This window comes from Vogesella indigofera (assembly GCF_028548395.1).
Taxonomy (GTDB): Bacteria; Pseudomonadota; Gammaproteobacteria; order Burkholderiales; family Chromobacteriaceae; genus Vogesella; species Vogesella indigofera_A.
In genome coordinates this window covers 159,372-185,956 of the sequence record NZ_JAQQLA010000007.1, presented here as the reverse complement: position 1 = coordinate 185,956, position 26,585 = coordinate 159,372, and the positions used below count along the sequence as shown (strand labels likewise).

At 66.0% G+C, this 26,585-nt stretch carries 23 protein-coding genes; 15 read left to right on the top strand and 8 right to left on the bottom strand.

Annotation, left to right across the window (positions count from 1 at the left end; translation table 11 throughout):
* Positions 1-66 precede the first annotated feature (66 nt).
* The 4 genes from PQU89_RS13030 to PQU89_RS13015 all read right to left on the bottom strand — a co-directional run bounded on the left by PQU89_RS13030 (position 67) and on the right by PQU89_RS13015 (position 6,517).
* The gene (locus tag PQU89_RS13030) at positions 67-3,096 is read right to left on the bottom strand and encodes a hypothetical protein (protein ID WP_272766218.1); all 3,030 of its coding nucleotides are present in this window, start codon (positions 3,094-3,096) and stop codon (positions 67-69) included.
* 348 nt (positions 3,097-3,444) lie between these two features.
* Positions 3,445-4,044, bottom strand: coding sequence for a lytic transglycosylase domain-containing protein (locus tag PQU89_RS13025; protein ID WP_272766216.1), 600 nt, complete (start codon positions 4,042-4,044; stop codon positions 3,445-3,447).
* A gap of 98 nt (positions 4,045-4,142) precedes the next feature.
* Positions 4,143-4,859 carry a general secretion pathway protein GspB gene (locus PQU89_RS13020; RefSeq protein ID WP_272766215.1) on the bottom strand — a complete coding sequence of 239 codons (717 nt, stop codon included), beginning with the start codon at positions 4,857-4,859 and terminating at the stop codon, positions 4,143-4,145.
* Positions 4,860-4,861: 2 nt separating this feature from the next.
* Positions 4,862-6,517, bottom strand: a complete 1,656-nt coding sequence (locus PQU89_RS13015) for an AAA family ATPase (RefSeq protein WP_272766214.1) — start codon at positions 6,515-6,517, stop codon at positions 4,862-4,864.
* 442 nt (positions 6,518-6,959) lie between these two features.
* Between PQU89_RS13015 and gspG the strand changes: the two genes are divergently transcribed.
* The 11 genes from gspG to PQU89_RS12960 all read left to right on the top strand — a co-directional run bounded on the left by gspG (position 6,960) and on the right by PQU89_RS12960 (position 16,162).
* The gene (gene gspG, locus PQU89_RS13010) at positions 6,960-7,385 is read left to right on the top strand and encodes a type II secretion system major pseudopilin GspG (protein WP_272758257.1); all 426 of its coding nucleotides are present in this window, start codon (positions 6,960-6,962) and stop codon (positions 7,383-7,385) included.
* Between the two features lie 12 nt (positions 7,386-7,397).
* Positions 7,398-8,579 (top strand): type II secretion system F family protein, encoded by a 1,182-nt coding sequence (locus tag PQU89_RS13005; protein ID WP_272766213.1) that lies wholly within the window; start codon positions 7,398-7,400, stop codon positions 8,577-8,579.
* Complete coding sequence (locus PQU89_RS13000) at positions 8,576-10,270, top strand: GspE/PulE family protein (RefSeq protein WP_272766212.1); 1,695 nt, start codon at positions 8,576-8,578, stop codon at positions 10,268-10,270. The genes PQU89_RS13005 and PQU89_RS13000 overlap by 4 nt, the downstream gene beginning before the upstream one ends.
* Entirely contained in the window at positions 10,251-11,084 is an 834-nt protein-coding gene (locus PQU89_RS12995; protein ID WP_272766211.1) for a hypothetical protein, read from the top strand. Before PQU89_RS13000 ends, PQU89_RS12995 begins: the two co-directional genes overlap by 20 nt.
* A 1-nt stretch (position 11,085) precedes the next feature.
* Positions 11,086-11,610: a hypothetical protein gene (locus PQU89_RS12990; RefSeq protein WP_272766210.1), complete on the top strand. Its 525-nt coding sequence runs from the start codon at positions 11,086-11,088 to the stop codon at positions 11,608-11,610.
* Entirely contained in the window at positions 11,607-12,155 is a 549-nt protein-coding gene (locus PQU89_RS12985) for a type 4a pilus biogenesis protein PilO (protein ID WP_272758262.1), read from the top strand. Before PQU89_RS12990 ends, PQU89_RS12985 begins: the two co-directional genes overlap by 4 nt.
* A gap of 2 nt (positions 12,156-12,157) precedes the next feature.
* Entirely contained in the window at positions 12,158-12,652 is a 495-nt protein-coding gene (locus PQU89_RS12980) for a hypothetical protein (protein ID WP_272766209.1), read from the top strand.
* Positions 12,653-12,717: 65 nt separating this feature from the next.
* Complete coding sequence (locus tag PQU89_RS12975) at positions 12,718-14,634, top strand: secretin GspD/PilQ domain-containing protein (protein ID WP_272766208.1); 1,917 nt, start codon at positions 12,718-12,720, stop codon at positions 14,632-14,634.
* Positions 14,635-14,651: 17 nt separating this feature from the next.
* Positions 14,652-15,152 (top strand): type II secretion system protein, encoded by a 501-nt coding sequence (locus PQU89_RS12970; protein ID WP_272766207.1) that lies wholly within the window; start codon positions 14,652-14,654, stop codon positions 15,150-15,152.
* 52 nt (positions 15,153-15,204) lie between these two features.
* Entirely contained in the window at positions 15,205-15,585 is a 381-nt protein-coding gene (locus PQU89_RS12965; protein WP_202902741.1) for a type II secretion system protein, read from the top strand.
* The gene (locus tag PQU89_RS12960; RefSeq protein ID WP_272766206.1) at positions 15,560-16,162 is read left to right on the top strand and encodes a type II secretion system protein; all 603 of its coding nucleotides are present in this window, start codon (positions 15,560-15,562) and stop codon (positions 16,160-16,162) included. Before PQU89_RS12965 ends, PQU89_RS12960 begins: the two co-directional genes overlap by 26 nt.
* A 12-nt stretch (positions 16,163-16,174) precedes the next feature.
* On the opposite strand, the gene PQU89_RS12955 is transcribed toward PQU89_RS12960, so the two are convergent.
* The 4 genes from PQU89_RS12955 to PQU89_RS12940 all read right to left on the bottom strand — a co-directional run bounded on the left by PQU89_RS12955 (position 16,175) and on the right by PQU89_RS12940 (position 22,695).
* The gene (locus tag PQU89_RS12955; protein ID WP_272766205.1) at positions 16,175-17,143 is read right to left on the bottom strand and encodes an AraC-like ligand-binding domain-containing protein; all 969 of its coding nucleotides are present in this window, start codon (positions 17,141-17,143) and stop codon (positions 16,175-16,177) included.
* Positions 17,144-17,288: 145 nt separating this feature from the next.
* The gene (gene capA / locus PQU89_RS12950) at positions 17,289-19,373 is read right to left on the bottom strand and encodes a caprolactamase subunit alpha (protein WP_272766204.1); all 2,085 of its coding nucleotides are present in this window, start codon (positions 19,371-19,373) and stop codon (positions 17,289-17,291) included.
* On the bottom strand, positions 19,370-21,151 hold the full coding sequence (gene capB / locus PQU89_RS12945) for a caprolactamase subunit beta (protein WP_272766203.1): 1,782 nt from the start codon (positions 21,149-21,151) through the stop codon (positions 19,370-19,372). The genes capA and capB overlap by 4 nt, the downstream gene beginning before the upstream one ends.
* Positions 21,152-21,354: 203 nt before the next feature.
* Positions 21,355-22,695 (bottom strand): purine-cytosine permease family protein, encoded by a 1,341-nt coding sequence (locus PQU89_RS12940; protein ID WP_272766202.1) that lies wholly within the window; start codon positions 22,693-22,695, stop codon positions 21,355-21,357.
* Positions 22,696-22,881: 186 nt separating this feature from the next.
* On the opposite strand from PQU89_RS12940, the gene hpnC reads away from it, so the two are divergent.
* Genes hpnC through PQU89_RS12920 form a run of 4 tightly spaced genes read left to right on the top strand, consistent with a single transcriptional unit; the run spans position 22,882 to position 26,585 of the window.
* Positions 22,882-23,721, top strand: a complete 840-nt coding sequence (gene hpnC, locus PQU89_RS12935) for a squalene synthase HpnC (protein WP_272766201.1) — start codon at positions 22,882-22,884, stop codon at positions 23,719-23,721.
* On the top strand, positions 23,718-24,563 hold the full coding sequence (gene hpnD, locus PQU89_RS12930) for a presqualene diphosphate synthase HpnD (RefSeq protein WP_272766200.1): 846 nt from the start codon (positions 23,718-23,720) through the stop codon (positions 24,561-24,563). The genes hpnC and hpnD overlap by 4 nt, the downstream gene beginning before the upstream one ends.
* On the top strand, positions 24,560-25,852 hold the full coding sequence (gene hpnE / locus PQU89_RS12925; protein WP_272766199.1) for a hydroxysqualene dehydroxylase HpnE: 1,293 nt from the start codon (positions 24,560-24,562) through the stop codon (positions 25,850-25,852). The genes hpnD and hpnE overlap by 4 nt, the downstream gene beginning before the upstream one ends.
* Positions 25,836-26,585 carry an SDR family oxidoreductase gene (locus PQU89_RS12920; RefSeq protein WP_272766198.1) on the top strand — a complete coding sequence of 250 codons (750 nt, stop codon included), beginning with the start codon at positions 25,836-25,838 and terminating at the stop codon, positions 26,583-26,585. Before hpnE ends, PQU89_RS12920 begins: the two co-directional genes overlap by 17 nt.

Sequence of the window (26,585 nt, the reverse complement as noted above, 5' to 3'; positions counted from 1 at the left end):
GGAGCCCCAGCACCAGCAACAAAAAGCCCGGCTTGCGCCGGGCTTTTTTTGATACGCCAGTCTGGGTTACAGGCAGGCGCTTGGCAGGTTGTTGTTGTAGTTGTCCAGTCGAGTGGCCAGGCTATTGGCCAGGCTGGCGTCAGTGGCGCTGACCTTGCCGGTGTAGCCGTAACCAGTGAACTGGTACTTGGTCAGCAGTGCGTTGGCCTGTGTAATGGCAGTGCTGACTTTGGCGCAGGTACCTGCCCCTGCCGCGTAGTTCAGTTCAGCCGCTACCAGTTGTGCCGCCATGTTGAATAGCGGGTCGCTGGCTTTCTTGGTACCGCCAAAGGTGGACTTGTTGAGCAAGTTGACTGCCTTGCTGCAATCCGGTGCCACGTCAGGGTTGGCCACATCACCGTGCAGGTAGAAGCTGTTTACCTGGATACCGGTAGGTTCAGCCAGGGCCATGGTACGGTCGAGAACAGGCGCTTGCTTGCCGCCACTTTGTTTGCAGGAAGCCCAGTTTTTCCAGTAGCCGATGGTGCGGGCTTGGCCTTCCGGCGGTGGTACGTTGTCGATGGTGAAGCTCACAGACTGACCGGCAGCGGCGCTAAAGCCGACGCAAGTGGTGCTGTTGTCACCGCCATTTGGTGGCGAGAAGGCGCCTGGCATGGAGGACAGAGAAGTTGTCCAGCCAACCGGAATACCCTGTTCGCACAGTTGGTAGTTGCCGGGAACCACCTTGTCAAAGGTAATGGTGCCACCGTTGCCGGCATTGGCCTGCAGGGTTTGCAGGATGGTGCCATCCGCTGCGGCCGATGCGCCGGTACGCAGGCTGAAGGTGAACACTTCACTACCAGTGATGGGTGCGCCTTTGAAGGTCTTGATTACCTCGACCTCGGCCCGCTTGGTGTTCTTGAACAGGCAGGAGAACACTTTGCCGGCATCGGCTGGGTAATTGACGGTAAAGGTGCAGGTGGTGGCAGCAGGGTTACTGTTGACACTGTTCAAGTCCCAGCCACTCTTCAGCGTTTCGGTCACGGTGTAGACACCTTCGGAAAGCGAGAACGGCTGGCCGCCGGCTTCGAATGCGACGGCAGCACCACCGGCATCAGCTTCGGCAACTACACCAATGCCTGCGCCAGGGCCAGTCAGGGTAAAGCTCCACTTGAAGTCGGGATCACCAGACTGCAACACCGGATCGGTGACTTTCTGCACTTCGGCGGTGGCCGGACCAAATGCCCGCTTGTTGGCGAACACGGCAGTGCCCAGGCAGATCGGTGTGCTGTCGGTGACAGTCAGGTCGACACTGCGCGAGTTGCTGGTCGCATCGGCAAGCACGCCGATCGCTTCAACGTTGGCCGCATTGACGAACACGGTTTCCTCAACCACTTGATAGGTATCCGGTACCAGTCCGGTCAGGGAGACCGATTTGGTGGCACCACTATCGCCGAAGTTGAAGGTCAGCTCTTTGTGGTCCTGGTAGGTCGCATCACCCAGGCGGGTAATGGTGAAGCGGATCACGTATTTCTCACCCGCTGCCAGGAACGACATCGATTCCGCGTCGATGCTCTTGTCGATCTTCAGCTCTGCAGCCGAACTCGACACGATGGCCACATTGACTGGGCCGGAGACCTGCGGGCTGCCATCTTTCGGTGTCAGTGTCGCAGTGTCAGTCAGGGTGCCGGAAGTGATTTTCTGGCCATTCAGGTGAATGGTCTTGTTGAACACAACCGAACCGCTGCTGCTTTGTTCACCGGATGTCCAGTTAACCGGACCGACAGTTTTGGTACCCAGTACATAAGCCGGATTGAAGCTGCCGGCGACGCTGCCGCCCAGGCTATCGACCGAGAACTGCAGGAAATTGCCAGTGATCGACTCGGTGTCGGTGATGACCGCGGTGGCGTTGGTGGTGGTGCCGGTGCTGATGGCGGCACTGGCGGTGGCGGTGGTGTTACCCGGTACCGCTATACCGGTAGCCTTGTCGATGTAGGTCGCGGTGGCCACATCGTTGAAGGCGCCCTGATCGCCATCACTGGCTGGCAGAGTCTGCTGGTTGGTGAGCACCAGTACTTCGGTCTTGGCAGCAACATCAACCTCGCCCGAGTTCGCGGTACTGCCGACCTGGGTGGTTGGGGTCAGGCCCTTGTAGATCTTGTCGGAGACACTGACGGTGATGGTGCGCGATGCCGGGTTCTTGGCGTAGACGTTGGTGGTGACGGTGATCATGCCGTTGATGGCGGCCGAGCGCGTCCACTGGATGGTGATTTCCACCGGTAGCTGGTCATCAAAACCTTCCGCGCAGACGTTGCCGAAGGAGACATCGGTCGGGTTGGCCTGTTTGGTGATGTTCCAGGTGTAGTCGGTGTCCTGACTGGCAGTCATGTCCTTGCGCAGCTCTTGCGGCAGGATTTCTTTCACCGGGATGGACACGTCACGCGCGCCGATACCGGCAGTGCCGAAGGCCTCGTTGGTCAGGTTGGCGTGCAACGACGATCCCGGGTACAGGTGCGAACCCAGTGCCAGCCGCGCATAGTAGTCAAACACGCAAGTGCTGTTCTTGTTCTGGTTGATGGTGACCAGCCGGTACAGCGACTTGTCGGTACCACCGATGCCGGGGCTGAGTACTGTCTGGGCGCCGACGCTTTGAATCGAGCAGGTGCCGCTGGAGAGTGCCACGTTCTTGGTCAGTGTCGACAGCACGTCGTAGCCGGGTTTGCCGGCATCTTCATGATCGACTACCACCGCGATGGTGTATTGCTGGGTTGCCGGTGCAGAGTTGCCGGCATCGACGGTCAGCCGGTAGGGCACCAGATCCAGCTCGTTCCAGCCCTTGCCGAGGTTGCCGGTAGTGTAGGCCGCATCGGGACAGATGAACTGGCCGCTGCCATTGGGCAGCGTGATGTCGCCATTGTTGCGGCAGCCTTCCAGCGTATTTTGTATGCTGTCGGGAGCCACGGCGGAGGCCGGATTGGCGGTCAGCAGCAGGAACAGCGTGCTGAACAGCAGGGCGAAAAACCTGAATAGGGGTTGTTTGAAGCCCGCCGTACTACAGGTGGCGGGTATGTGTATTCCGGAAGCCTGATGCAGCTTCCCGAGGCCGTTGGGACTCATGTTACACCTCCTTTGAAGCTATCAAAGGCGGTTCCTTGCCTAGGAATCGCGCGAGATCCCCTCCTGCGTACATATAGAAAAAATACCGCCAGTACTGTTCTGCCGCTTTTGTTCGATGCCAGTGGCTGCAGTTTGCCAGCCAGATTCGACCCCCTCCGGCAGGGTCTGCCGCGAGTGGCCGGTGCGATTACAGAACGCGCTAACCGTGGTTTGCCTCCTTCCTTTCTTTGGCGGATTGGTACGCTGTATCGTAGGTCATTGTGATAATAGATTCAACGAAATATTTAAAATATGGCGACAGCAAAATGGCAAGAATTTCCTGCCGCCATCAGCATTTTCCGGGTTTGATCAGTACTCGGGAGCGGCTTGGGGTCGCTGTTGATTGCGTGCGTAGTTGCCTAGCACGCGCGGTACATACTGCATGGTCTCCTGATAGGGCGGCACGCGGTTGCCGTAACGTGCCACCGCCTGTTCGCCGGCATTGTAGGCCGCCAGCACCAGCCGTAGGTCGTTGTCGAAGCGGCCCATCAGCTCGCGCAGGTATTGCGCGCCGGCACGGACGTTCTGTCCCGGGTCGTACAGGTTGGTCACGCCATAGCGTCCGGCGGTGGCCGGCATCAACTGCATCAAGCCAATCGCACCTTTGGGCGACACCGCGCGCCAGTTGTAACCGGATTCGGTGGCGATGACCGCGTGCAGCAGGGCGGCGTCCAGGTTCAGGTTCTGTGCGGTGCTGTCGATCAGCTGGCTCCAGCGCGCGCGCTGGCTGGCGCGATACTGCGCACCCGCCACGCGCTTGCCGGCAGTGACTTCGCCGTTGTCGCGCGGCGTGCTCAGTGCCAGCCGGTAACGCTTGTCCTGCGGCACGTTGCTGAAGTGCGTGGTGCCATCGGCATCAGTAAAGGCATAGATGTTGGCGTCGACGATGGGCGCCAGGAGCAGCAGCAATACGGTCAGCAGCGCCGGTCTTTGCCGGCAGCGAACCGGCCCTGCCCGGGGCAAGCAAGCAAGGAGTGCCATGATGGTTTCCTCTGGTGGGTGAAACGTCAGAAACTTCCGCTACGGAAGCGATAGCCCTTGTAGTTCAAGATCACGCCATCGGCCTGGATGCTTTCCAGTGTCATGCCGGCCACGACGTCGTCACCGGCGCGCCGTACCCGGTCGTTGATGATTACCAGTCGTTCCGAGTCTTCGGCGGAGGAGGAGAAGCCGGAGATCACGACACTGTCACCAATCTCTTTTTGTAGTGCTGCCGGCAGCTCGCGCAGGTTGAAGACGCGGTTGTCGATGCGGCTGATGGTGGCTTCGGCCGCTGGCGCCGGGGCCACTGTCGTTTGCGTGGCCGGCTTGCTTGCCGCCGCGACACGGTTTTCCTTGCGACTGGGCGCCGGGGCGGGGGGGGCTGGCAACGCCGGCTCCGACTCGGCATCACTTTGCCTGGCCGGCGGCAGGCTGTCCGCTGGCGGCAGGTAAGCCACCTTCGCTTCGGCCGGCGGCGGTGTATTGCTGTTAAGGGCAAGGTTGTTGCTGTCGGCTGCATGGGGCGTGGCCGGCCGGATCGTCGCCAGCGCCTGCCAGCCGAACAGCATGCCGGCCGCGGCGATGCCGCTGCCCAGCAGCAGGATCAGCAGCAGGTAGCGCCAGCGCGGTTTGCCCTGCGTCGGCTGGATGCTCTGCGCGGCGTGGATGGAGTGCACGGTCGGCGTGCTGTGGCGTTGTCGTTCCTGATCGGCCTTGAGCAAGGCGTCGAGTATGTAGGACATGATCACTCCCTCCGGATGGTGACGGGCGCGGTGGCGCTCAGGTGTGGCGAGTCAGGATTGCCGGCCTGAGCCAGCCGTATCAGGGTCAGCGGCCCGGCGATGCCGTCGCCGGGCAGATCGTGCTGCAGCTGGAAGTGGCGTACCCGCTCAGCCAGCCCGGCATCGTAGCTTGCGGCTAACGTGTTGCCGCCGGCCGCCGGTAGCTGACCGAGCTGTTGCCGCAACCAGGCGACCGCCAGGCTGCGGCTGCCGGGTGCCAGCGGCTGCTGATAGTGCGGCGGTGGCATCCATAGCACGGTGTAGCGTCCGTTCCATGCCTGTGCCAGCGCCTGTCGCGTCAGCACGTGCGCCTGTTGGCCGATGGTCACCCGCGCCTGCTCGCCTTGTAGTGCCAGCAAGGTCAGGTGCTGCAATTGGCCAGCGGGCTGGTGCAGCTGCAACACCGCCGGCAGATTGAGGCGGCGCAGGCTGTCCAGATCGCCGCTGCCGCTCAGGCAGCGGGCGCCGAACAGTTCGGCCTGCTGGCAGGCACCGGCTTCATCGCTGACCGGTGCCGGAATCCGCCATTGCCCCAGCAGTGTGCGGTACGCCAGTGCCTGCGCGAGGCCGGCGGCCGGCAGCGGCGATGGCAGGCGCGCCAGTGCGGCGGTGGGGCGGGGAGCGACGGCGGAGGCGGCTGGCTGTGCCGGTGCGGTGGCAAGGGTTGCCGTGGTACGGGCGGCGTTGTTTGCAGCTGAGGGGATCGGGCGCTGGCCGGCCGGTTGCGCGCCATAGAACAGCGCGGTGGCGACCGCAACGGTGCTGAGCAGGGCGCCGCTGGCGAGGGCCAGCCTGTGCCACGGGCGGATCGGGCTGCTGTTGAACACCTCCCGTGCCGCCTGCCGCACCGTGGCACGGTCGACGCGGGGCTTGCCCTGGGCGTAGCTGCCGAGCAGGGCGCGGTCGCACAGCACGTTCAGCTTGCGCGGTACGCCGCCGGTACAGGCAAACAGCAGCCGCATCACCGCCGGCGGGAACAGGTCGAGATGGCTGCCGGCCACGCTCAGCCGGTGCTGGATATAGGGCGCGATTTCGTCGCGCTGTAACGGGCCGAGGTGGTAGCGGGCGACGATGCGCTGCGACAGTTGCCGCAATTCCGGCCGTGCCAGCTTGTCGCGCAGTTCCGGCTGCCCCAGCAGGATGATGTGCAGCAGCTTGCACTCGTGCGTTTCCAGATTGGTCAGCAGCCGCACCTGCTCCAGCACCTCGTCGCTCAGGTTCTGCGCTTCGTCGATGATCAGCAGCGTGGTGCGCCCTTGCGCGTGTGCAGCCAGCAGGTGCTTGTTGATGAGGTCGATGCAGGCCTTGTTGCCGTGCTCGGCGGGCAGCGTGATCTGCAGCTCCTCGCAGAGAGTGGCCAGCAGCTCTGGCACCGTGAGTTTGGGATTGATGACGAAGGCGACATCGCAGTGCGCGGGCAGCTGTTCCAGAAAGCAGCGGCACAGCGTGGTCTTGCCGGCGCCGACTTCGCCGGTCAGCAATACGAAGCCGCCTTCACCCCTGATGCTGTACATCAGGTGGGCTAGCGCTTCGCGGTGCTGCTGACTCATGAACAGATAGCGCGGATCGGGCGCAATCGAGAACGGAGAGTCGGCAAGGCCATAGTGGCTGGTGTACATGGCGCGACCTGTTGTGATGTGCTATCCGATTCAGTACGGTTGAAAAAAAGTATAGTTTGCCGCCCGGCATTTGCCGCGAATTGCCTGTCGCCGCCGCCCCGGTTGCCGCACTTTTCTTAAAGTGTGCCACTGCTGCCGCCGTGTTTCCGGTTACAGCTGCCGGCAGTGCTTTTTTCCCCGGTCTCGCGTCATGCGGACTGATCCCCGGCGCTTCCGGCCTGTCCCTGTCGGCCTCCCATCCGTTTTCGCTAGCGAAAGCCATATGCGTTGTCTTTGCATTGCATCTAGCACTAAAGAATGGATGGCGAAAGCCGGCGTGTCCTTCTATAAATGTATTTATCTAAATTCTGTTGTAAGCATAATTGACAACTGGGTCAAGTAGCTTACTGCGTGGCAGGCCACCGTCAGGGCAGGGCAGGCCGGCGGATCGAGGCGTGAATCTATGTATAGCCTTTCTCGGAAGCGATTCGGCAGCGCGGGGTTCACCTTGCTGGAATTGCTGGTGGTGCTGGTGATCATCGGCCTGCTGGCCGGCTATGTGGCGCCACGCTATTTCGCGCAGGTCGGCAAGGCAGAGGTGAAGACGGCGCAGGCCCAGGTGGATGCGCTGGAAAAGTCGCTCGACCAGTACCGGCTGGATACCGGCCACTATCCGACCACCGAACAGGGTCTGGCGGTGCTGTATGCGCGCCCGGCCGACGAGCCGAAGTGGCAGGGGCCGTATCTGAAGAAGGCGCCACCGCCGGACCCGTGGGGACGGCCCTACCAGTATCGCCAGCCGGGAGAGCGCGGCGAATATGACTTGTACAGCTACGGCAAGGACGGTCAGTCCGGTGGCTCGGGCGAGGATGCCGATATCGGCAGCTAGGTCAGGAACATCATGTATTTCGAGATCAAGGCCATCAACCCTGATGGCGAGGTAGCGGTACTGGTGCTGGAAGCCGGCAGCGATGGCGAAGCCGTCAGCCAGGCGCAGGATCAGGGCTATGCCGTGCTGGCGGTCAGGCAGCGCAGCTTCTCGTGGACATGGTCGCGTTCCGGTTTCCAGCTGGCGCTGTTTACCCAGGAACTGCTGGCGCTGCTGGAGGCCGGGCTGGCGCTGGTGGAGGCCATTGAGGCGCTGAACGAGAAAGAGTCGCGCCCGGAGTCGCGCCGCATCCTGAGCCAGATCATCCAGCGCCTGCACGAGGGCCTGTCGCTGTCGGTGGCGCTGCAGCAGTTCCCGGAGACATTTCCTTCGCTGTATGTCGCCACCGTGCGCGCCAGCGAGAAAACCGGTGACCTGCAGAATGCGCTCGGCCGCTACCTGGCCTACCAGACCCAGGTCGATGCGGTGCGCAAGAAAGTGATCAGCGCCTCCATCTATCCGGCGCTGCTGATTCTGGCCGGCGGCGCGGTGCTGCTGTTCCTGATTGGCTACGTGGTGCCGCGCTTCGCCCAGGTCTACGAAACGATGGGCAGCGACCTGCCGCTGTTCTCGCGGCTGCTGCTGGCCTGGGGCAATTTGTTCCAGGCCTATGCCGTGTTCCTGCTGCCGGCACTGTTGCTGTCGCTGCTCGCGGCCGGCTACCTGCTGACCCGTCCCGAGGTCATCCGCTGGCTGGGCGAGTTGCTGTGGAAGATCCCGTCGCTGGGCGAGCGCATGCGGCTGTACCAGCTGGCGCGGCTGTACCGCATGCTGGGCATGCTGCTGGTCGGCGGCACGCCGGTGGTGCCGGCGCTGGCGATGGTGTCCGGCGTGCTGCAGGCCTCGCTGCGGCTGCGGCTGCAGCAGGCGGCGCGCGACATCAGCGACGGCAAGCCGATTTCCGGCGCGCTGCACAGCCACGGGCTGACCACGCCGGTGGCGCTGCGCATGCTGCGCGTCGGTGAACGTAGCGGGCAGATGGGCAGCATGATGGGCCGCATCGCCGGCTTTTATGAGGAAGAAATGGCACTGGCGGTGGAGCGCTTCATGCGCATGTTCGAGCCGGTGCTGATGGTATTTATCGGGCTGGTCATCGGCATCGTGGTGGTGCTGATGTACCTCCCCATCTTCGAGCTGGCCGGGAGCATCCAATGAGCCGCGATCTTTCCATCCCCGAGCCGGTGGCGTTCAGTGCCCGGCAAGTGCAGCAGGCGCGCGATGACGCGCAGCGCTACCAGCGGCCGCTGCTGGCGGTGCTGGAAGAGGGCAGCGGCCTGGCGCCGGATGCCTTCGTGCGCCACCTCGCCGCCACCGCGCACTACCCGGCGCTGGCGATGGCCGACATCGAGCAGCTGCAACCGGCCTTCGACGTGATCGCCTATCCCGACGCGGTGCGCCAGGAGTGCATGGCCTGCCGTAGCGCCGATGGCGAGCTGCGCATCCTGTTCAGCAACCCGTTCGATGCCGCGCTGCAGGAGTGGGTGCATTGCGCGGTGCAGCCGGCCGCCAGCTGGTATCTGGTGCACCGCGGCGATCTGGCCGCCTTCCTCACCCGCTATGAGGAGTCCTGGCGCGCCATCGACGTGCTGCTGGGCTCTGCGGCCAACCATGTCGAAACCACGCAGACGCTGGAGGACATTTCCTACAAGTCGATCAGCGAGGACACCAGCCAGGTGGTGAAGCTGGTGCACTCGGTGATTTACGACGCGCTGAAGATGGGCGCCAGCGACATCCACCTGGAGTCGGGAGGCAACGGGCTGGTGATGAAGTACCGCATCGACGGCGTGCTGCTGACCGTGGGCAGCCTCAACGGCGCCGATCTGGCCGAGCAGATGGTGTCGCGGGTGAAGGTGATGTCGGAGCTGGATATCGCCGAGCGGCGCATCCCGCAGGACGGGCGCTTCAAGATTGCGATGCAGGGGCGCGAAGTCGATTTCCGCGTCTCCATCATGCCCAACATCCTCGGCGAGGACGCGGTGCTGCGCATCCTCGACCGGCGCACGCTGACCGACAGCCAGCAGGAGCTGCGCCTGGACAGCCTCGGCTTCGACAGCCAGCTGATCGGCGAGATCCGCCGCTACATCAGCGAGCCGTACGGCATGGTGCTGGTCACCGGCCCGACCGGCAGCGGCAAGACCACCACCCTGTACGCGGCGGTGACCGAGATCAACTCCGGCAGCGACAAGATCATCACCATCGAGGACCCGGTCGAGTACCAGCTGCCGGGGGTGCTGCAGATCCAGGTCAACGAGAAGAAGGGGCTGACCTTCGTGCGCGGCCTGCGCTCCATCCTGCGCCACGACCCGGACAAGATCCTGGTTGGCGAGATCCGCGATACCGAGACGGCGCAGATCGCGGTGCAGGCGGCGCTGACCGGCCACCTGGTGTTCACCACCGTGCACGCCAACAACGTGTTCGATGTCATCGGCCGCTTCATCCACATGGACATCGAGCCGTACAGCTTTGTCTCGGCGCTGAACTGCATCTTCGCGCAGCGCCTGGTGCGGCTGAACTGCCCGTTCTGCTCGCAGCCGGAACAGCCGACGGTGGCGCAGCTGCTGGCCGCCGGCCTGCCGGCCGAGCTGGCCACGCACGACGGCTTTCGCAGCGGGCGCGGCTGCGGCCACTGTCGCGGCACCGGCTACAAGGGACGCAAGGCGATCGGCGAAATGCTGCGCCTGACCGACGAGATCCGCGAGCTGATCGTGGCGCGCGAGCCGATCCGCCACATCAAGGAAGCCGCGCGTCGCAACGGCACCCGTTTTCTGCGCGAGGCCGCGGTCGACATGGTCAAGCGCGGTGAAACCACACTACAGGAAATCAATCGTGTCACTTTCGTTGCATGAGCGAATCAGCTTGTCGCTGGCGCCGGAACGCGCGGTCTGGCTGCGGCTGTCGCGTGGCCTGCGGCCACGGTTGGTCGAGCGCGCGGTGGCCGCTTGCCCGCCGGCAGAGCAGGGGCCGGCGTGGCGCCCGGCACTGGCTGCTCTGCGCGATCTGCTGCAGGAACAGCGCCTGCCGCCGCGCGCGACAACGCTGGTGCTGTCCAACCACTTCGTGCGCTACCAGCTGATCCCGTGGCGCGAGGGGCTGGACACCCCGGAAGAGTGGCAGGCGCTGGTGCAGCACGCCTTCCAGCAGGTGTACGGCGATGCCGCCGCGCAGTGGCTGTACCGCTGGAGCGGCAGCGGCTACGGCGGGCCGCTGCTGGCCAGCGCCATCGACAGCGAACTGTTGCAGGAAGCCGCTGCGCTGGCGCAGGAGGCCGGCCTGCGGCTCGCGTCGGTGCAGCCCTACCTGATGGCGGCCTGCAACCATTGGCGCAGCCAGATCAAGGTTGGCCGCGGCGCGTTCCTGCTGGCGGAGCCGGGGCGGGTGGGGTTGGCCTGCTTTGACGAGCGCGGCTGGAGCGACCTGGTGTTCGAGCCGCTGGACGGCGACATCGCCACCGCTTTGCCGACGGTGTTGCCGCGCATGCTGTTGCGCCTGCAGCGCAGCTCCCTGCCGCTGGACGTGTACGCCTTTGCCGGCGACGGCAGCGCGGTGGTGTGGCCCGAGCCGCAGACCTTGCGCCTGCGCCCGCTGGCGCTGCCGTCGGCACTGGCGGCCTTGTCCGTACCGGACCGGGCTGCCTGCAGCATGGCGCTGCTGGGAGACTGAAATGCGCGCGATCGATCTCGACTACGTCAAAACCCGCCACCACTACGGCCGCGGCCTGCTGTTGCTGCTCGCGCTGGTGGTGTTGCTGCTGCAGGGCGGCTACTACGCGGCCCTGCAGCAGGAGGTCGCCAGCCAGCAGCAGATGATCGCGCGCAACGAGACGGCGTTGCAGCGGCTGCAACCGCGCGCCGCCCCCGCCGTGGCACCGGCGCTGCAACGCGAGATCGCCCGCGCCAACGAGGTGTGGGCGCGGCTGAACCAGTCGTGGCCGCAGCTGTTCGACGCGCTGGAGGCGGCCAAGAACAACGAGGTCGCCTTGCTGGAAGTGGAGCCGGACAGCCTGCGGCAGACGGTGCGCATCACCGCGGAGGTGAAACGGCGCCCGGCGATGCTGGCCTATATCGAGCGTCTCGGCCAGCAGCCGGCGCTCGGCGACATCACCCTGCTGGAACACCACGTCAACCAGCAGGACAAGGAGCTGCCGATCCGCTTTTCGCTGTCGGCACAGTGGAGGGCCGGCTCATGAACACGTTCTGGCCCCGGCTGAACTACCTGCGCCAGCGCGCGGGCTGGCCCTTGCTGCTGCTGGTGTTGCTGGTGATCGGCATGCTGCTGTTCCACACCATGCTGACGCGGCCGTTGCAGGGCCAGCTGGCGCAGCTGCAACAGCAGGCACAGCAGCAGCAGCGCGACATCGTGCACCTGCGCTACCAGCGCAGCCACCCGGTGGCCAGCCCGCAACTGCGGCTGCAGCGCTTCTATCGCGCCTTCCCGCACCAGGAGACCGCGCCGCTGTGGCTGGAGAAGATCTACGCCGCCGCCGAGGCGCAGCAGCTGGCGCTGCCGCGCGGCGACTACAAGGTGCTGCCGGACCGCAGCGGCCAGCTGCTGCGCTACGAGGTGCAGCTGCCGGTGCGCGGCAGTTACCGGCAACTGCGTGCCTTTGTGGCGCAGCTGCTGGCCGAGAACCCGACGCTGTTGCTGGCCAATCTGCGCTTCAAGCGTGACAGCATCGGTCAGCCGCAGCTGGATGCCGCCATCCACCTGGTGCTGCTGCTGAGGGAGAGCTGACCATGCTTGCACAACGACAACGCTGGCTGCTGCTGGGGGGCGCACTGCTGCTGACCCTGCTGCTGGCTGCCGGCATCGGACAGCCGGAGAGCGAGACCGGGGTGGCGGTAGTCGAGCCGGCGGTGGTGCGTCCGCGCGGCAGCCGTGTCGCACCGCCGGCCGAGCTGCAGGTCGGCAGCCTGGCCAGCTTGCCGCGCGACCTGGGCGCGGGCAAGGTCCGTGACCTGTTCCCGGTGCAGAGCTGGTATGTGCCGCCGCCGCCACCGAAACCGGCACCGCCGAAGCCACCGCCCTTGCCGTTCACCTATCTGGGCAAGGCGGTCGACGACGGCCAGGTGAGCGTGTTCGTGGCACAAGGGGATCGTAATCTGGTGGTGAAAACGGGCGATGTCATCGACGGGGTGTACCGGGCAGACAGCATCCTGCCGCCGGTGATGACGTTCACCTACTTGCCGCTGCAAATGCAACAGACCTTAGAGATCGGAGTGGCAAATTGAAACGCTTACTCTTTCGGCTGCTCATCCTGTCCGTGTTCGCGGGGTGTGCCAGCAACAAGGCTTTCATGGAAGGCAAACAGCTGCTGCTGGACGGCCGGGCGGAAGAGGGCTTTGCCCGCCTGGAAGAGGTCGTCAAGCAGTCTCCGGACAATGTCGAGTACAAGAGCTACCTGTACAACCAGCGCGAGCGTTTCATCAACCAGTGGCTGGCGCAGGCCAACAGCGTGCAGCTTAACAACCAGTTCGACGAGGCGGAGATCCTGTACCGCCGCGTGCTGAACCTCGATCCGCAAAACCAGCGCGCACAGGCGGGGCTGGATGGCCTGGTGCAGGACCGGCGCCACCGGCTGATGCTGGACGAGGCGCAGGCGCAGCAGCAAAAAGGCGAGGTGGCCCCGGCGCTGGCCACGGTACGACAGGTGCTGGCCGACAACCCGCGCCATCGCGACGCCCGGATCATGCTGCGGCGGCTGGAAGAGTCGAGCGTCGGCGACAGCATCGTCAGCCCGCAGCTGAAATCGGCACTGGCCCGCCCGATCACGCTGGAGTTTCGCGACGCGTCGCTGAAGGCGGTATTCGAGATCATCTCGCGCACCGCCGGCGTCAACTTCGTCTACGACAAGGACGTGCGCGCCGACCTGAAGGCCACCATCTTCGTGCGCAACACCACCATCGAGGAGGCGGTGCAGTTGCTGCTGGTGTCCAACCAGCTCGACCGCCGCGTGCTCAACGACCGCACCATCATGATCTACCCCAACAACCCGGCGAAGCAGAAGGACTACCAGGAACTGGTGGTGAAAAGCTTCTACCTGGCCAATGCCGAGGCCAAGGATGCGGCCAACCTGATCCGCACCCTGCTGAAGACGCGCGACATCTTTGTCGACGACAAGCGCAATCTGGTGGTGATGCGTGACACCCCCGAGGCGGTGCGGCTGGCGGAAAAACTGATCGCGTCGCAGGATCTGGCGGAGCCGGAAGCGATCCTGGAAGTGGAAGTGCTGGAGGTCAACCGTGCCCGGCTGCAGAACCTGGGCATCGAATGGCCGGGTCAGATTGGCTACGGCCTGCTGCAGGGCGGCACCACCACCGCGGTGCTGGGCACCGGTGGCAACACCATCTCCGAGGTCACCACCCCGGGCAATACCGTGGCCCAGGGCGTGATTGACCTGCGTGCCCACCCCAGCCGGCTGACCACCTTCATCGCCAACCCGGCGCTGCTGGTCAACCTGCGCGCGCAGGACACCAACGCCAACGTGCTGGCCAACCCGCGCATCCGCGTGAAGAACCACGAGAAGGCCAAGATCCACATCGGCGACAAGGTGCCGGTCTTTACCAGCACCGCGGTGGTCAATGCCGGCATCGCGCAGTCGGTGTCCTACCTCGACGTCGGCGTCAAGCTGGAGGTACAGCCCACCATAGGCCTGGACGAGGACGTCACCATCGACGTCGGGCTGGAAGTCAGCAGCATCGTCAAGCAGGTGAACTTCGGCGACAGCATCGCCTACCAGATCGGCTCGCGCGCGGTGGACACCATGCTGCGCCTGCGCAACGGCGAAACCCAGGTACTGGCCGGCCTGATCCAGGACGAGGACCGCAGCTCGGTGACCAAGATTCCGGGGCTGGGTGACCTGCCGCTGCTCGGTCGCCTGTTCTCCACCAATAACGACAACCGCTCCAAGTCGGAAATCGTGCTGCTGATCACGCCGCACATCGTGCACAACCTGGCGCTGCCGGCACGCAATATTTCCGAATTCCGCGCCGGTACCGAAAGCAGCATCGGCGGCATGGGCGCGGTCGGCGGCGCGCCGTCGCCGATCCCGTCTTCGGGCGCGAGCAGTCGCAGCGTGCCACCGGCCGCGCCGGCGGTGCCGGGCATGATCCCGTTACCGGGCATCGTGCCGTTCCAGCCGACACCGGCACCGATCACTGCACCGGCTCCTGTACCTACACCACAACCGGCCGCACCGGCCCCGGCGCAGTAGCCGGACGAGGAGGACAGATGAAGGCGCCAGCGCAAACCGGCAGCCACCGCGCCCGCGGCTTCACCCTCATCGAGCTGGTGGTCACCGTGGCGATCGTGGCGCTGCTGGCCAGCATCGCGCTGCCGCTGGCGGAGCTGACGGTGCAGCGCGGCAAGGAGCAGGAGCTGCGCGTGGCGCTGCGCCAGATCCGCGACGGCATCGACGCCTACAAGAAGGCGGTCGACGACGGCCGCATCCTGAAGGCGGCCGACGAAAGCGGCTACCCGAAGACGCTGGCGGTGCTGGTGGAGGGCGTGCTCGATCCCAAGGACCCGGACAAGCAGAAGAAGATCTACTTCCTGCGCCGGCTACCACGCGATCCGCTGGCGGCCGACCCGCAGCAGGACGCCGCCGAGACCTGGGGACTGCGCAGCTATGACAGCGAGGCCGACGCCCCGGAAGAGGGCGAGGATGTGTTTGATGTCTATTCCAAGGCGGATGGCAACGGGTTGAACGGCATCCCGTACCGGCAATGGTGATAACGCGGCCGCCGTGGTGTGCCGCGTGCGGCAGGGAAGATCGGGCGTGTCTATGAAAATGCACCAAGCGCGTGGCTTTACACTGATCGAGCTGATGGTGGTGATGAGCATCATCGCCCTGTTGCTGACTATCGCCGTGCCGCGCTATCTCAGCAGCGTCGAGCGTTCCAAGGAAGCGGTGTTGCACAGCGACCTGTTCATCATGCGCGAGGCCATCGACAAGTACTATGGCGACCGCGCCAGGTATCCGGACGCGCTGGAACAGCTGGTGACCGACAAGTACCTGCGCAGCCTGCCGCAAGACCCGTTTACCGAGAGCAGCACGACCTGGGTGGTGGTGCCGCCGGACGATCCGGCCAAGGGCGGGGTGTTCGACGTCAAGAGCGGCGCCGAAGGCGAGGCACAGGATGGCAGCCGCTATCAGGAGTGGTAGCGCGCGCCGTCGCGCTCGGCCGGCGCCGGCTGCCGGCCAGCGCGGCTTCACCTATCTCGGGCTGCTGGTGCTGATCGCGGTGATCGGCTGGACCCTGGCCGCCACCGCCGAGGTGTGGTCCACTGTGCAGCAGCGCCAGCGCGAGCAGGAGCTGCTGTTCGTCGGCAACCAGTACCGCGAGGCGATCCGCCAGTACTACGAGCGCTCGCCGGCGGCGGCCAAACGCTACCCGCCGACGCTGGCCGACCTGCTGCTGGACAAGCGCTATCCCAATGTCCAGCGCTATCTGCGCCAGCTGTATCCCGACCCGATGACCAGCAAACCGCAGTGGGGACTGCTGCGCGCGCCCGATGGCGGCATCGCCGGCGTCTACAGCCTGGGCGGCGGCGTGCCGTTCAAGGTCGACCAGTTCGAGCCGCGCGACGCCGCATTCAAGGGCGCGCGCAGCTACGCGCGCTGGCAGTTCAGCTACCAGATCGTCGGTGGTGCCGCACTGCAACCGGATGCGGCCAACGAGGACGGCGAGAGTGAGCAGCCGTTCGATGCACCGGCCGACAACGCCGAGGCCGACGGCTGAGCACTATCGGCGCTAGTGCGCCTTGCCCTGTCGCGCCGCCTGCAGCCGCTCGCGCTCCTCGCGCGGTGTACAGCCGTAGCGCTGCTTGAATACCCGTGAAAAATGCGACTGGTCGGTAAAGCCCCACTGGTAGGCCAGCTGCGCCAGCGTTTGCGGCTGCGGGCTGCCCAGCGCCTGACGCGCGCCCGCCAGCCGCTGTTCGCGCAGCCACAGGCCGAAGGTCTGGCCGGTATCGCGGAACAGGTCGTGCAGATAGCGCACCGAGATGCGGCAGGCGCCGGCGATCTGCTCCGGGGCTAGGCGGGTGTCGGCCAGATTGGCGCGCACATAGCGTTCGATGCGGTTCAGGTGCGCGGCGCGCACGCAGGAGGCCTGCGAATCGAGCACCGCTGGATTGCCTTCGGTGGCGGCGACGAACAGCTCCAGCAGCTGCTGGCCGACCAGCGGGTGCAGACAGTCGTCGCCCTGTTCCAGCCGCCGCCCGACCGCACCAAGGTAGTCGGCAAACAGCGCGCCGATGCTGTGGCTGCCGTCAAAGGTCACCGCGCAGTAGCGTTCCGGATTGCGCAGCCGTGCGCGCAGCAGGTGGCCGGGGATCTTCAGCACCCACAGGTTGTTGGCGCGAGTGTGGTGGAATTCGTAGGGATCGTTGCTGCGTTCGAGGATGAAATGGCCGGCGCCGCAGTGTGCCTCGCGTCCCATCTGGCTGAAAAAGATGGCGCTCTGCCGCGGCAGCGACACCAGGAACTGCTCCTCGGCGGTGTCGTGCATCTCGCCGCGCACGCGGCGGTAGCTGAGCGGGCCACTGCTGAGCCGCGATAGCGACTGCTGCCCCAGCTGCCAGCAGCTGAGGTCGCCCTCGAAGCGCGCCGGATCGAGAAAATCCAGCTGCAGGTTGAAATAGGTCTGGCCGATGATTTCCTGCCAGCGGCGATGGCGTTCCGCCGGCGCGGCGGCGGAAGTCGAGTAGTGCTGCATCATGTGTCGTCTCCTCTGGTGCCACCCCGGGATCGAGTCCGCCCGTCGTCGTTGCGACAGGATGCGCGGGTGTGGCGGCCGGCAGGCTGCCGGCGCTCATCACATGGGTCGACTGCAACGTTGGCCGCAGTCGACATTGCATCATTGCCTATTCTGCCCAGCGTGTCAGTTGATAACTGCCGGACTCGTGCAGCACCGCCTGCCAGCCGGGGCGGATGATGACGGTGGTGGTCGGCTCCTCGATGGCGGCGGGGCCGACGATACGGTTGCCAGCCTTCAGCTGTTCGCCGCGATAGACCGGCGTTTCCACCCAGCGGCCACTGTCGTCAAAAAGCATCGCCCGGAAGCCGTCGTGCGCCTGCGCCACGCCATCCTCGCCGGTGGCCAGGTTCGGCAGCGCCGGCTTGTCGACCAGGCCGCTGACGGTGCACTCCAGGTTGACCAGTTCCACCGGATTGTGCGGCTCGGCGTAGGTGAACAGTGCCTCGTGGCGGTGGTGGAAGGCCTGCAGGATCTGCTCGGCGCCGTGCGGCGTGATCTCGCCGTTGGCGATCTCCACCGTGCACTCGTGGATCTGGCCCTGGTAGCGCATCTCCAGGCTGCGGTGCACGCGGATGTTGCCGTCGTCAAAACCGTCGGCGCGCAGGTGGCTGCGGCCCTTGGCCTCCATGTCGTCGAACAGCCGGTTCAGCGTGGCGAGGTCGGCCTCGCGGTGCAGCCGCATCGGCGCGCTGGCCAGGAAGTTGTACTTGACGTCGGAAATCACCTGGCCGAACGCGCACAGGCAGGAGGCGAATTTCGGCACCAGCACGGTGTGGATGCCCAGCTCCTCCGCCAGCGCGGTGATGTGCATGCCGGTGGCGCCGCCGGCGCAGATCAGCGCGAAGTCGCGCGGGTCGTAGCCCTGTTCGATGGAGATGCGGCGGATGCCGTTGGCCATGTTCATGTTCACCAGCGTGCTGATGCCGTAGGCGGCGCGCTCGACGCTGATGCCCAGCGGTTCTGCCACGTTGGCCGCAATCGCGGCGCGTGCCTTCGGCTGGTCGAGGCGGATGCTGCCACCCAGTACCGCGTCCGGGCGCAGGTAGCCCAGCGCCAGGTTGGCGTCGGTGACGGTGGCGCGTTCGCCGCCCTTGCCGTAGCAGGCCGGGCCGGGGCTGGCGCCGGCGCTGTGCGGGCCGACTTCCAGCATGCCGAAGGTGTTGATGTGGGCGATGGAGCCGCCGCCGGCACCCAGCGTCTCGACGTGGATCATCGGCACGCCGATGCGGTGGCGCAGGAAGTCGATGTTGCGGTTGAGGTTGGTCTGGCCGTCCTTGGCCAGCGTGATGTCGAACGAGGTACCGCCCATGTCGACGGTGATCACGTTGTCGATGCCGAACGGCCTGGCGATGTACAGCCCGGCCTGCGGCGCCGATGCCGGCCCGGAGTTGATGGCGTTTACCGCCCGTTCGCGCATGATGTTGCCGACCGCCAGCCCGCCGTTGGACTGGAAGTAGCGTACCGGGCTGTGGGCGCCCAGCTCGGCGAAGAACTGGTCGATGCGCTGCACGTAACGGCCCATCACCGGGCTGAGGTAGGCGTTGACGATGGTGGTGGAGGTGCGGGTGTACTCGCGCACTTGCGGATAGACCTCGCTGCCGCTGCACACGAACACGCCGGGCAGGTGCTGTGCCACCAGCTCGCGGGCGCGCTGCTCGTGTGCCGGGTTGCGTACCGACCACACGAAGGAGATCGCCACGCTCTCGACGCCTTCGGCGCGGAAGTGTTCGATGGCGGCGAGGATGTCGTCCTCGTTCAGCGCCTCGTGTTCGCTGCCATCGGCCAGCACGCGGCCGCGCACCGGGCGGCGCAGGTGGCGCGGCACCAGCTGCGGCGCCGGTGGGTAGCTGGCGTCGTAGCGGTAGCCTTCTTCCTTGTGGCCGAGGCGGATCTCGATGCTGTCCTCGTGGCCGGCGGTGCACAGCAGGCCCACCTTCACCCCTTTCAGCTCGATCAGTGCGTTCAGCGCCACGGTGGTGCCGTTGATGCACAGGTCGCAGTTCTTGATGATGTCGCCGACCGGCATGTCCAGCGCCTCGGCCATCTGCTGCAGGCCGGCGGCGATGGCCTTGGTGCCGTCTTCCGGTGTCGACGGGCTCTTGAACAGGCGCAGCGGGCCGTTGTGCTCGGCCAGCACGAAGTCGGTAAAGGTGCCGCCGGCGTCCACGCCCAAACGGAATCGCTGTTTCATGCTGATGCTCCCAGGTTCAGTTGCTGACGCAGCGCGGCGGTGGCGGCGGCGTCGATGTGCAGGCTGTCATCGGCGATGACCACGCCGTACTCCTCGCGTGCGGCCAACCTTGAGATCAGCCCGTTCTTCAGATCGGCCAGCACCTGTGCCGGCGGCCGCTGCCACGGCAGGCCGTAGCCGCCGCCGCCGGGGTTGATGTTGCGCGCGCGCTGGCCGGGCTTGAGGGTGGTGATCACGTTGTGGCGGTGCACGGTCAGCGCGCCGTCGTGTTCCACTTCCAGGCGGCCGAGCTTCTTGTCGATCAGCACGTCGTGCGCGCCGGCGGCGCCCATGGTCGGGATCTGGCGGCCTTCGCCGAAGGCGATCACCGTCATGTCATGGCCGCGCGGTTCCACCTCCCACACCGTGCCGCTGCCGCCGCGGTGCGCGCCGGCGCCGCCGCTGTCCTGCAGCAGGCCGTAGCGGTGGATGATGATCGGGTAGGCGTACTCCAGCAGCTCGATGTCGCCGGAGCTGAGCGCGCCAAAGCAGCACAGCGGGCCGCAGGCGTGCCAGCCGTCCATGTACTGGGTGGCGCCGGCGCCGGAGATGATCGAGGCCAGCACCATGGTCACGTACTGCTCGCCGGTGGCGGGGTTGATGCCGGCGATGTTGATGCCGCTGGCGTGGCCCCAGGAGGCGGTGACGCGCTCCGGCGCGGCGGCCTCGAACGCCATGCGCACCGCGTCGGTCAGCGTTTCCATCGGCGTGGTGGTGCAGTTGACGTGCGGCGCCGGCTCGGCGGCGTTGCACAGCGTGCCGTGGGCGCCAAGATCGACCGACACGCAGCGGTACAGCCCGGCGTTGTACGGTGGCGGCACCTGCGCGAACATCATCAGCCCGAGGTAGACGCCGGACATCGAGTTGCCGGCGTAGGAGTTGATGAAGTAGGGGATTTGCGGCGGGCTCTGCACGCTGATGTGCACGTTGTCGCCGCTGACGGTGACCTGGGTCTTGATGGTCAGCTCACCGTAGCCGTGGCCGGCGTCTTCCAGCACCGCTTCGCCGTGGTAAGTGCCGTCGGGAATGGAGCGGATCAGCGAACGCATGTGGCGGTCGGCCATGTCCTTCAGCTCGGCGATGGCGGCGCGCACGGTGGCGAGGCCGTACTTGTCCAGCAGTGCCAGCAGGTTGCGCTCGCCGACGCGGCAGGCGCCGAACTGGGCGTTGAGGTCGCCTTCCTGGTCGCGGCGGGCGCGCATATTGCACAGCAGCAGGTTGACCACGTCGTCGCGGCGGCGGCCCTTGTCCCACAGCTTCACCGGCGGGATGCGCAGACCCTCGGCGTAGATCTCTTTCGCATCCGGGTTGTAGCCGGCCGGTACCGGGCCGCCGATGTCGGTGAGGTGGCCCTTGCACACCGCCCAGAACACCAGTTCACCGTGATAGAACACCGGCTTGTACATGCAGCAGTCGAGGATGTGGCTGCCTTGGTACACCGGGTCGTTGTGGTAGATCACATCGCCCTCGTGGATGTCGTCGCCGAAGTAGTCGGCGACCGCCTTCATCGCCGGGATCAGCGAACCGAGGTGGATGGGGATGTCCTGGCCCTGCAGGATCATTTCCGGCAGGTGGTCGAACAGCGCGTTGCTGTAGTCGTGTGCCAGGTTGAACACGCTGGAGCGGCCGGTTTTCTCCAGCGTCAGCGTCATTTCGCGTTGCGCGGTTTCCAGCGCGCCGCGGACCACGGCCAGCGTGATCGGGTCGATCGCGGCTGGGACTTGATGCGCTTGTGTCATGGTGTGTCTCCGTTTTCTGGGGGGCAGCAATGCCTGTTGCCTGACTGCTACGGTAAGAACTTGTCCGGCCAGCGGCTTGCACCAGCGCGCAGGAAAACTGGCCTGCCAGCGCAGTGCGCGGCGGCAAAAAAGAACCCCGCAGCCAGGTGCGGGGAAAAGAGGAGTGAAGACGGGTAAAAATGAAGACGGTTAAAGCGGCGCGCTCAGCCGCCCTGCGCCGCAGCCAGGCGGCTTTGCGACAGCTGCTGCAGATAGCGATACAGCCCGAACGACACCAGCGCGGTGGCCGGCGCCGAGAAGCTGGCCAGCAAGCCGCCGCTCTCCAGCAGTGCGATGCCGCAGCCGGCGGCGACAAACCAGGCGCTGATGCCCTCGCGGCGCACCGCCTTGTTGTCGTCCGGCGCAAGGTTGGCCGCAGGGTGGCTCAGGATGTGGGCCAGCGCGATGCCGACCCACGCCACCACGAAGATGCCCTGGTAGGCCAGCGCCTGCAGGATCACGCTGAACACATTGCCCAGCATCAGCAGGTAGACGATGGCGCCGACCACCACACCCCACGTCGCCTTGGGCAGGCGCAGGCCGCAGCTCTTGTCGAAGAAGGTCTGCATGTTGACGGTGGCGAGGTAGAAGTTGGCGGTGTTGATCCGCGTCTGGCTGACCCAGACAAAGGCCAGTCCGACCCAGCCCATCAGCTTCAGCAGCGCCAGCACCACCGACACCTCGCTGACGCCACCGGTGGTCGGAATGCTGGCGGCGAGGAAGATGCCGACCACGCCGTTGAGCAGGAAGGTGAACAGGTAGAAGGGCAGGCCGAAGTTGAAACGGGCGTGGTAGTCGCTGTCTTCGTTCTTGCCGAAGCGGGCGTAGTCCCAAGTGTACATCATCAGGATCCACACCCCCATGAAGTAGCTGAAACAGTGCCACCAGCCATCGGCCGGCGCGCCGCCGGCCGGGGCCAGTTGCAGCCAGGCGTCGCTGTAGCCGTATTCGGTGATGGTCAGGATCACCGCGGCGACCAGGCCCGACAGGTAGAACGGCAGCAGCACGCCGTTGAGCTTGTCCAGCCAGCGCTGTACGCTGCCCAGCACCAGCGGCACGCTGTACACCACCACCAGCAGGTAGGCGTGTTCCAGCGACAGCGCCGGGAACATGTGCTGGATGGCGACCGCGATCACCGAGCCCTCGAACACCGCATAGTAGATGGCGGTGGCGAAGAAGATCAGCGTCGCCAGCGAAGCGCCGGAATTGCCGAACAGGATGCGCGAGAACAGCCCCACCGACAGCCCGCTGCGGATCGCGTAGCGGGTGATGATGCCGTTGATCACGCTGTAGCACAGTGCCGACAGTGCGAGGCCGATCAGCGTGTTGACGGTGCCGTAGTTCAGCGCCAGTGTGGCCGAGACCACCAGCCAGAACATGGCGCTGCACACCGACCACCACGCCATGCTCAGCCCCAGCCGCCCCATGCGCGCGTCGGCCGGCACCGCGCTGCGGGTGAAGTCCGGGTCGTCGTGCCGCTGTGCTTGATTGATGATTGTTGCCACGATTGTCTCCTTTGTTATCAGCCTGATGGCCTGGAGTCATCGTAGAAAGGGGCTGCCCGGCGGGATAGCACGCCAGCGCAGGCTTTGTGGTGCGCCAGTGCAGGTGCGCGGCCACCGCGCAATAAAGCAAGCCCGCCGCCGGCTTGCTTTATAATGCCGCTTTTGTTGACGGGCGGTGCGCAGGCGATGTCGGTTGGTCATTACGAGAATTTCCCGGTCGGTTCCCTCCTGCTGCCGCGGCGCATGCGCCGCGCGGTGCACGTGATCTATCACTTTGCCCGTCATGCCGACGATATCGCCGACGAGGGCGACGCCCAGCCGGCGCAAAGGTTGGCCGCACTGCAGGCGCTGCGCGACGAGCTGGCGCGCATCGAGGCCGGCACTACGCCGCAGCTGCCGCTGATGCAGGATCTGGCGCGGGTGATCGCCGACTACCGGCTGCCGCTGGCGCCGTTTTACGATCTGCTGTCGGCGTTCAGCCAGGACGTGACCAAGACGCGCTACCAGGACTTTGCCGAGCTGGTCGACTACTGCCGCCGCTCCGCCAACCCGGTCGGGCGCCTGATGCTGGCGCTGTACGGCGAGCGTGACCCGCGCAGCCTGGCGATGTCGGACGGCATCTGCACCGCGCTGCAGCTGATCAACTTCTGGCAGGACGTGGCCGTCGACTGGCAGAAGGGCCGCGTCTACATCCCGCAGGACGATCTGGCGAAATTCCGCGTCAGCGAAGATCAGATCGCGCGCGGCGACGCCGGTGGGGTGTGGCCGATGCTGATGGACAAGGAAGTGAAGCGCGCGCTCGCGATGCTGGAGGCCGGCTCGCCGCTGGCGCTGAAGCTGAAGGGGCGGCTGGGCTGGGAGCTGCGCCTGATCGTGCTCGGCGGCGAGCGCATCCTGAAAAAGATACACGACGCGCGCGGTGACGTATTCACGCAGCGGCCGGTGCTGAGCAGCCGCGACTGGCTGGCGATCATCTGGAAGGCGCTCACGGCGCGTTCCGGCAAAAACAAGAGGAGACGGGCGTGACCCCGCAGCAATACTGTGAAGACAAGGCCGCCAAGAGCGGCTCCAGCTTTTACGCCAGCTTCCGCTACCTGCCGCCGGCGCAGCGCGACGCGATGGTGGCGCTGTACGCGTTCTGCCGCGAGGTGGACGACGTGGTCGACGAGATCCACGACGACAACGTGGCGCGCACTACGCTGGCGTGGTGGCGCAGCGAGCTGGCGGCGCTGTACCACGGCACGCCCAGCCACCCGGTGATGCTGGCACTCAAGCCGCACGTGACGCGCTTCGAGCTACCGCAGGCGTGGCTGGCGGAGATCATCGACGGCATGCAGATGGACCTCGACGTGCCGCGCTACAACCGCTTCAGCGACCTGCAGCTGTACTGCCACCGCGTCGCCGGCGTGGTCGGCCAGCTGTCGGCGCAGATTTTCGGCTATACCGACCGCGCCACGCTGAAGTACGCGCACGAGCTGGGGTTGGCGTTCCAGCTCACCAACATCATCCGCGACGTGGGCGAGGACGCGCGCCGCGGCCGCTTGTACCTGCCGGTGGAAGACCTGCAACGCTTCGGCGTGCCGGCGTCCGAGGTGCTGGCCTATCGTGAGTCGCCGCAGTTCGAGGAGCTGATGCGCTTCCAGATCGAGCGCGCACACCAGCACTATCGCAAGGCGTGGGCGCTGCTGCCGGCGGCCGACCGCAAGGCGCAGCGCATCGGCCTGGTGATGGCGGCGATCTACCGCGCCACGCTGGACGAGATCGCGCTGGACGGCCCGGCCAAGGTGCTCAACCAGCGGCTGTCGCTGTCGCCGGGGCGCAAGCTGTGGCTGGCGTGGAAAACCTGGACCTTCGGCTACAAGCCTTGAAACCACGCGTTGCCATCATCGGCGCCGGCTGGGCCGGCCTCGCCGCCGCCATCACGCTGGCACCTGCGGCCAACCTTGTGCTGTTCGAGGCCGGCAAGATTGCCGGCGGCCGCGCCCGGCGCGTGGCGCTGGACGGCATGGCGCTGGACAACGGCCAGCACATCCTGATCGGCGCCTACCGCGAATCGCTGCGCCTGATGCGGCAGGTGGGCGTCGATCCGGCGCAGGCACTGGCCAGCCAGCCGCTGCGCTGGCACCAGATCGACGGCGTGCAGCTGCACTGCCCGGACTGGCCGGCGCCGTGGCATATGCTGGCCGGGCTGCTACGCGCCAAGGGTCTGGGCTGGCGTGACAAGCTGGCACTGGCACGGCTATTGACCCAGCTCAGGGTGCGGCGCTGGCAGATCGGGCACGATGTCGCGGCGCTGGACTGGCTGCGGCAGCGTGGCCAGTCCAGCGCCGTGCTGGACGGCTTCTGGACGCCGCTGATCCTGGCGACGCTGAATACGCCGCCGGCGCAGGCCTCGATGCAGCTGCTGGCCAATGTGCTGCGCGACAGCCTCGGCGCCGCGCAAGCGGATGCCAGCCGCCTGCTGCTGCCGCGCATCGACCTGAGCGCGCTGTTCGCCGAGCCGGCGCTACAGTGGCTGGCCGGCGCCGGCGCGCAGCTGCGCCTCGGGCAGCGGGTGCGGCACATCGACTGGCAGGCGGCGCGGCCGCTGGTGGACGGCGAGGCGTTCGATGCGGTGCTGCTTGCCACCGCGCCGTATCACGCCGCCGCGCTGGCGGCGGACGAAAAACTGTCCGCCATGCTCAAGGCGTGGCAATACCAGCCGATAACGACCCTATACCTGCGTTTCGAGGGCAGGGTGCGTCTGCCGCAGGCGATGACCGGCTTGCAGCGCGGCATCGGCCAGTGGTGGTTCGACCGCGAGGCGCTGACCGGCGAGGCCGGGCTGGTGGCGGTGGTGATCAGTGCCGCCGGCGAGCACGACACGCTGTCGCGCGCGGCGCTGACGGCGCGGGTGCTGGTCGAATTGCAGCAGCATGTGCCGGACTTGCCGCCATTGGCGGCCAGCTGGCAGATCACCGAGCAGCGCGCGACGTTTGCGGCCAACGTTGGCCTTGCGCGCCCGGCGCCGCGACTTGGCGTAAAATCCGGCTATCTCGCGGGTGACTGGTTGTGTGCCGACTATCCGGCGACGCTCGAAGGCGCCGTCCGCAGCGGTATCGCCAGCGCCCATGCCCTCATGCAGGACTGGAAAAAAGAACATGATGCAAACGTTTGACAAAGATTATCTCGCCGGCCGCGTGGTGCTGGTGACCGGGGCAACGCAAGGCATCGGCCGCGAGACGGCGCTGGCCGCCGCGGGCCATGGCGCCACCGTGGTACTGCTGGCGCGCAGCGTGAAGGGCCTGGAAAAGGTGTACGACGAGATCGTGGCGGCCGGCCTGCCGGAGCCGCTGGCGATTCCGCTGGACCTGCTCAAGGCCAGCGACGACGAATTCAATACCCTGGCGTTCCAGATCAAGCAGGCGGTGGGACGGCTGGACGGCATCGTGCACTGCGCCTCGCACTTCTATGCGCTGTCGCCGCTGGTGGACCAGCGCATCGACGAGTGGATGAACCAGTACCGCATCAACACCGTGGCGCCGTTCGCGCTGACCCGCGCCTGCCTGCCGCTCTTGAAGCAGGCGGCCGACGCCAGCGTGGTGTTCGTCGGCGAGACCCACGGCCAGCATCCGGGACCGTTCTGGGGCGCCTTTGGCGCCTCCAAGGCCGGGCTGGGCTATCTGGTGAAAGTCGCCGCCAACGAGTGGGACGTGTGGCCGCAACTGCGCACCAACCTGCTGGTGCCGGGGCCGGTCAACTCGCCGCAGCGCACCCGTACCCATCCGGGCGAAGCCAAGAGCGAGCGCGGCGAACTGGCGGCGCTGATGCCGCACATGCTGTACTGGCTGGGACAGGCCAGTGCCGGCCGCAGCGGCGAGATCATCGAGCTGGATCTGCGTCCGTCGTAA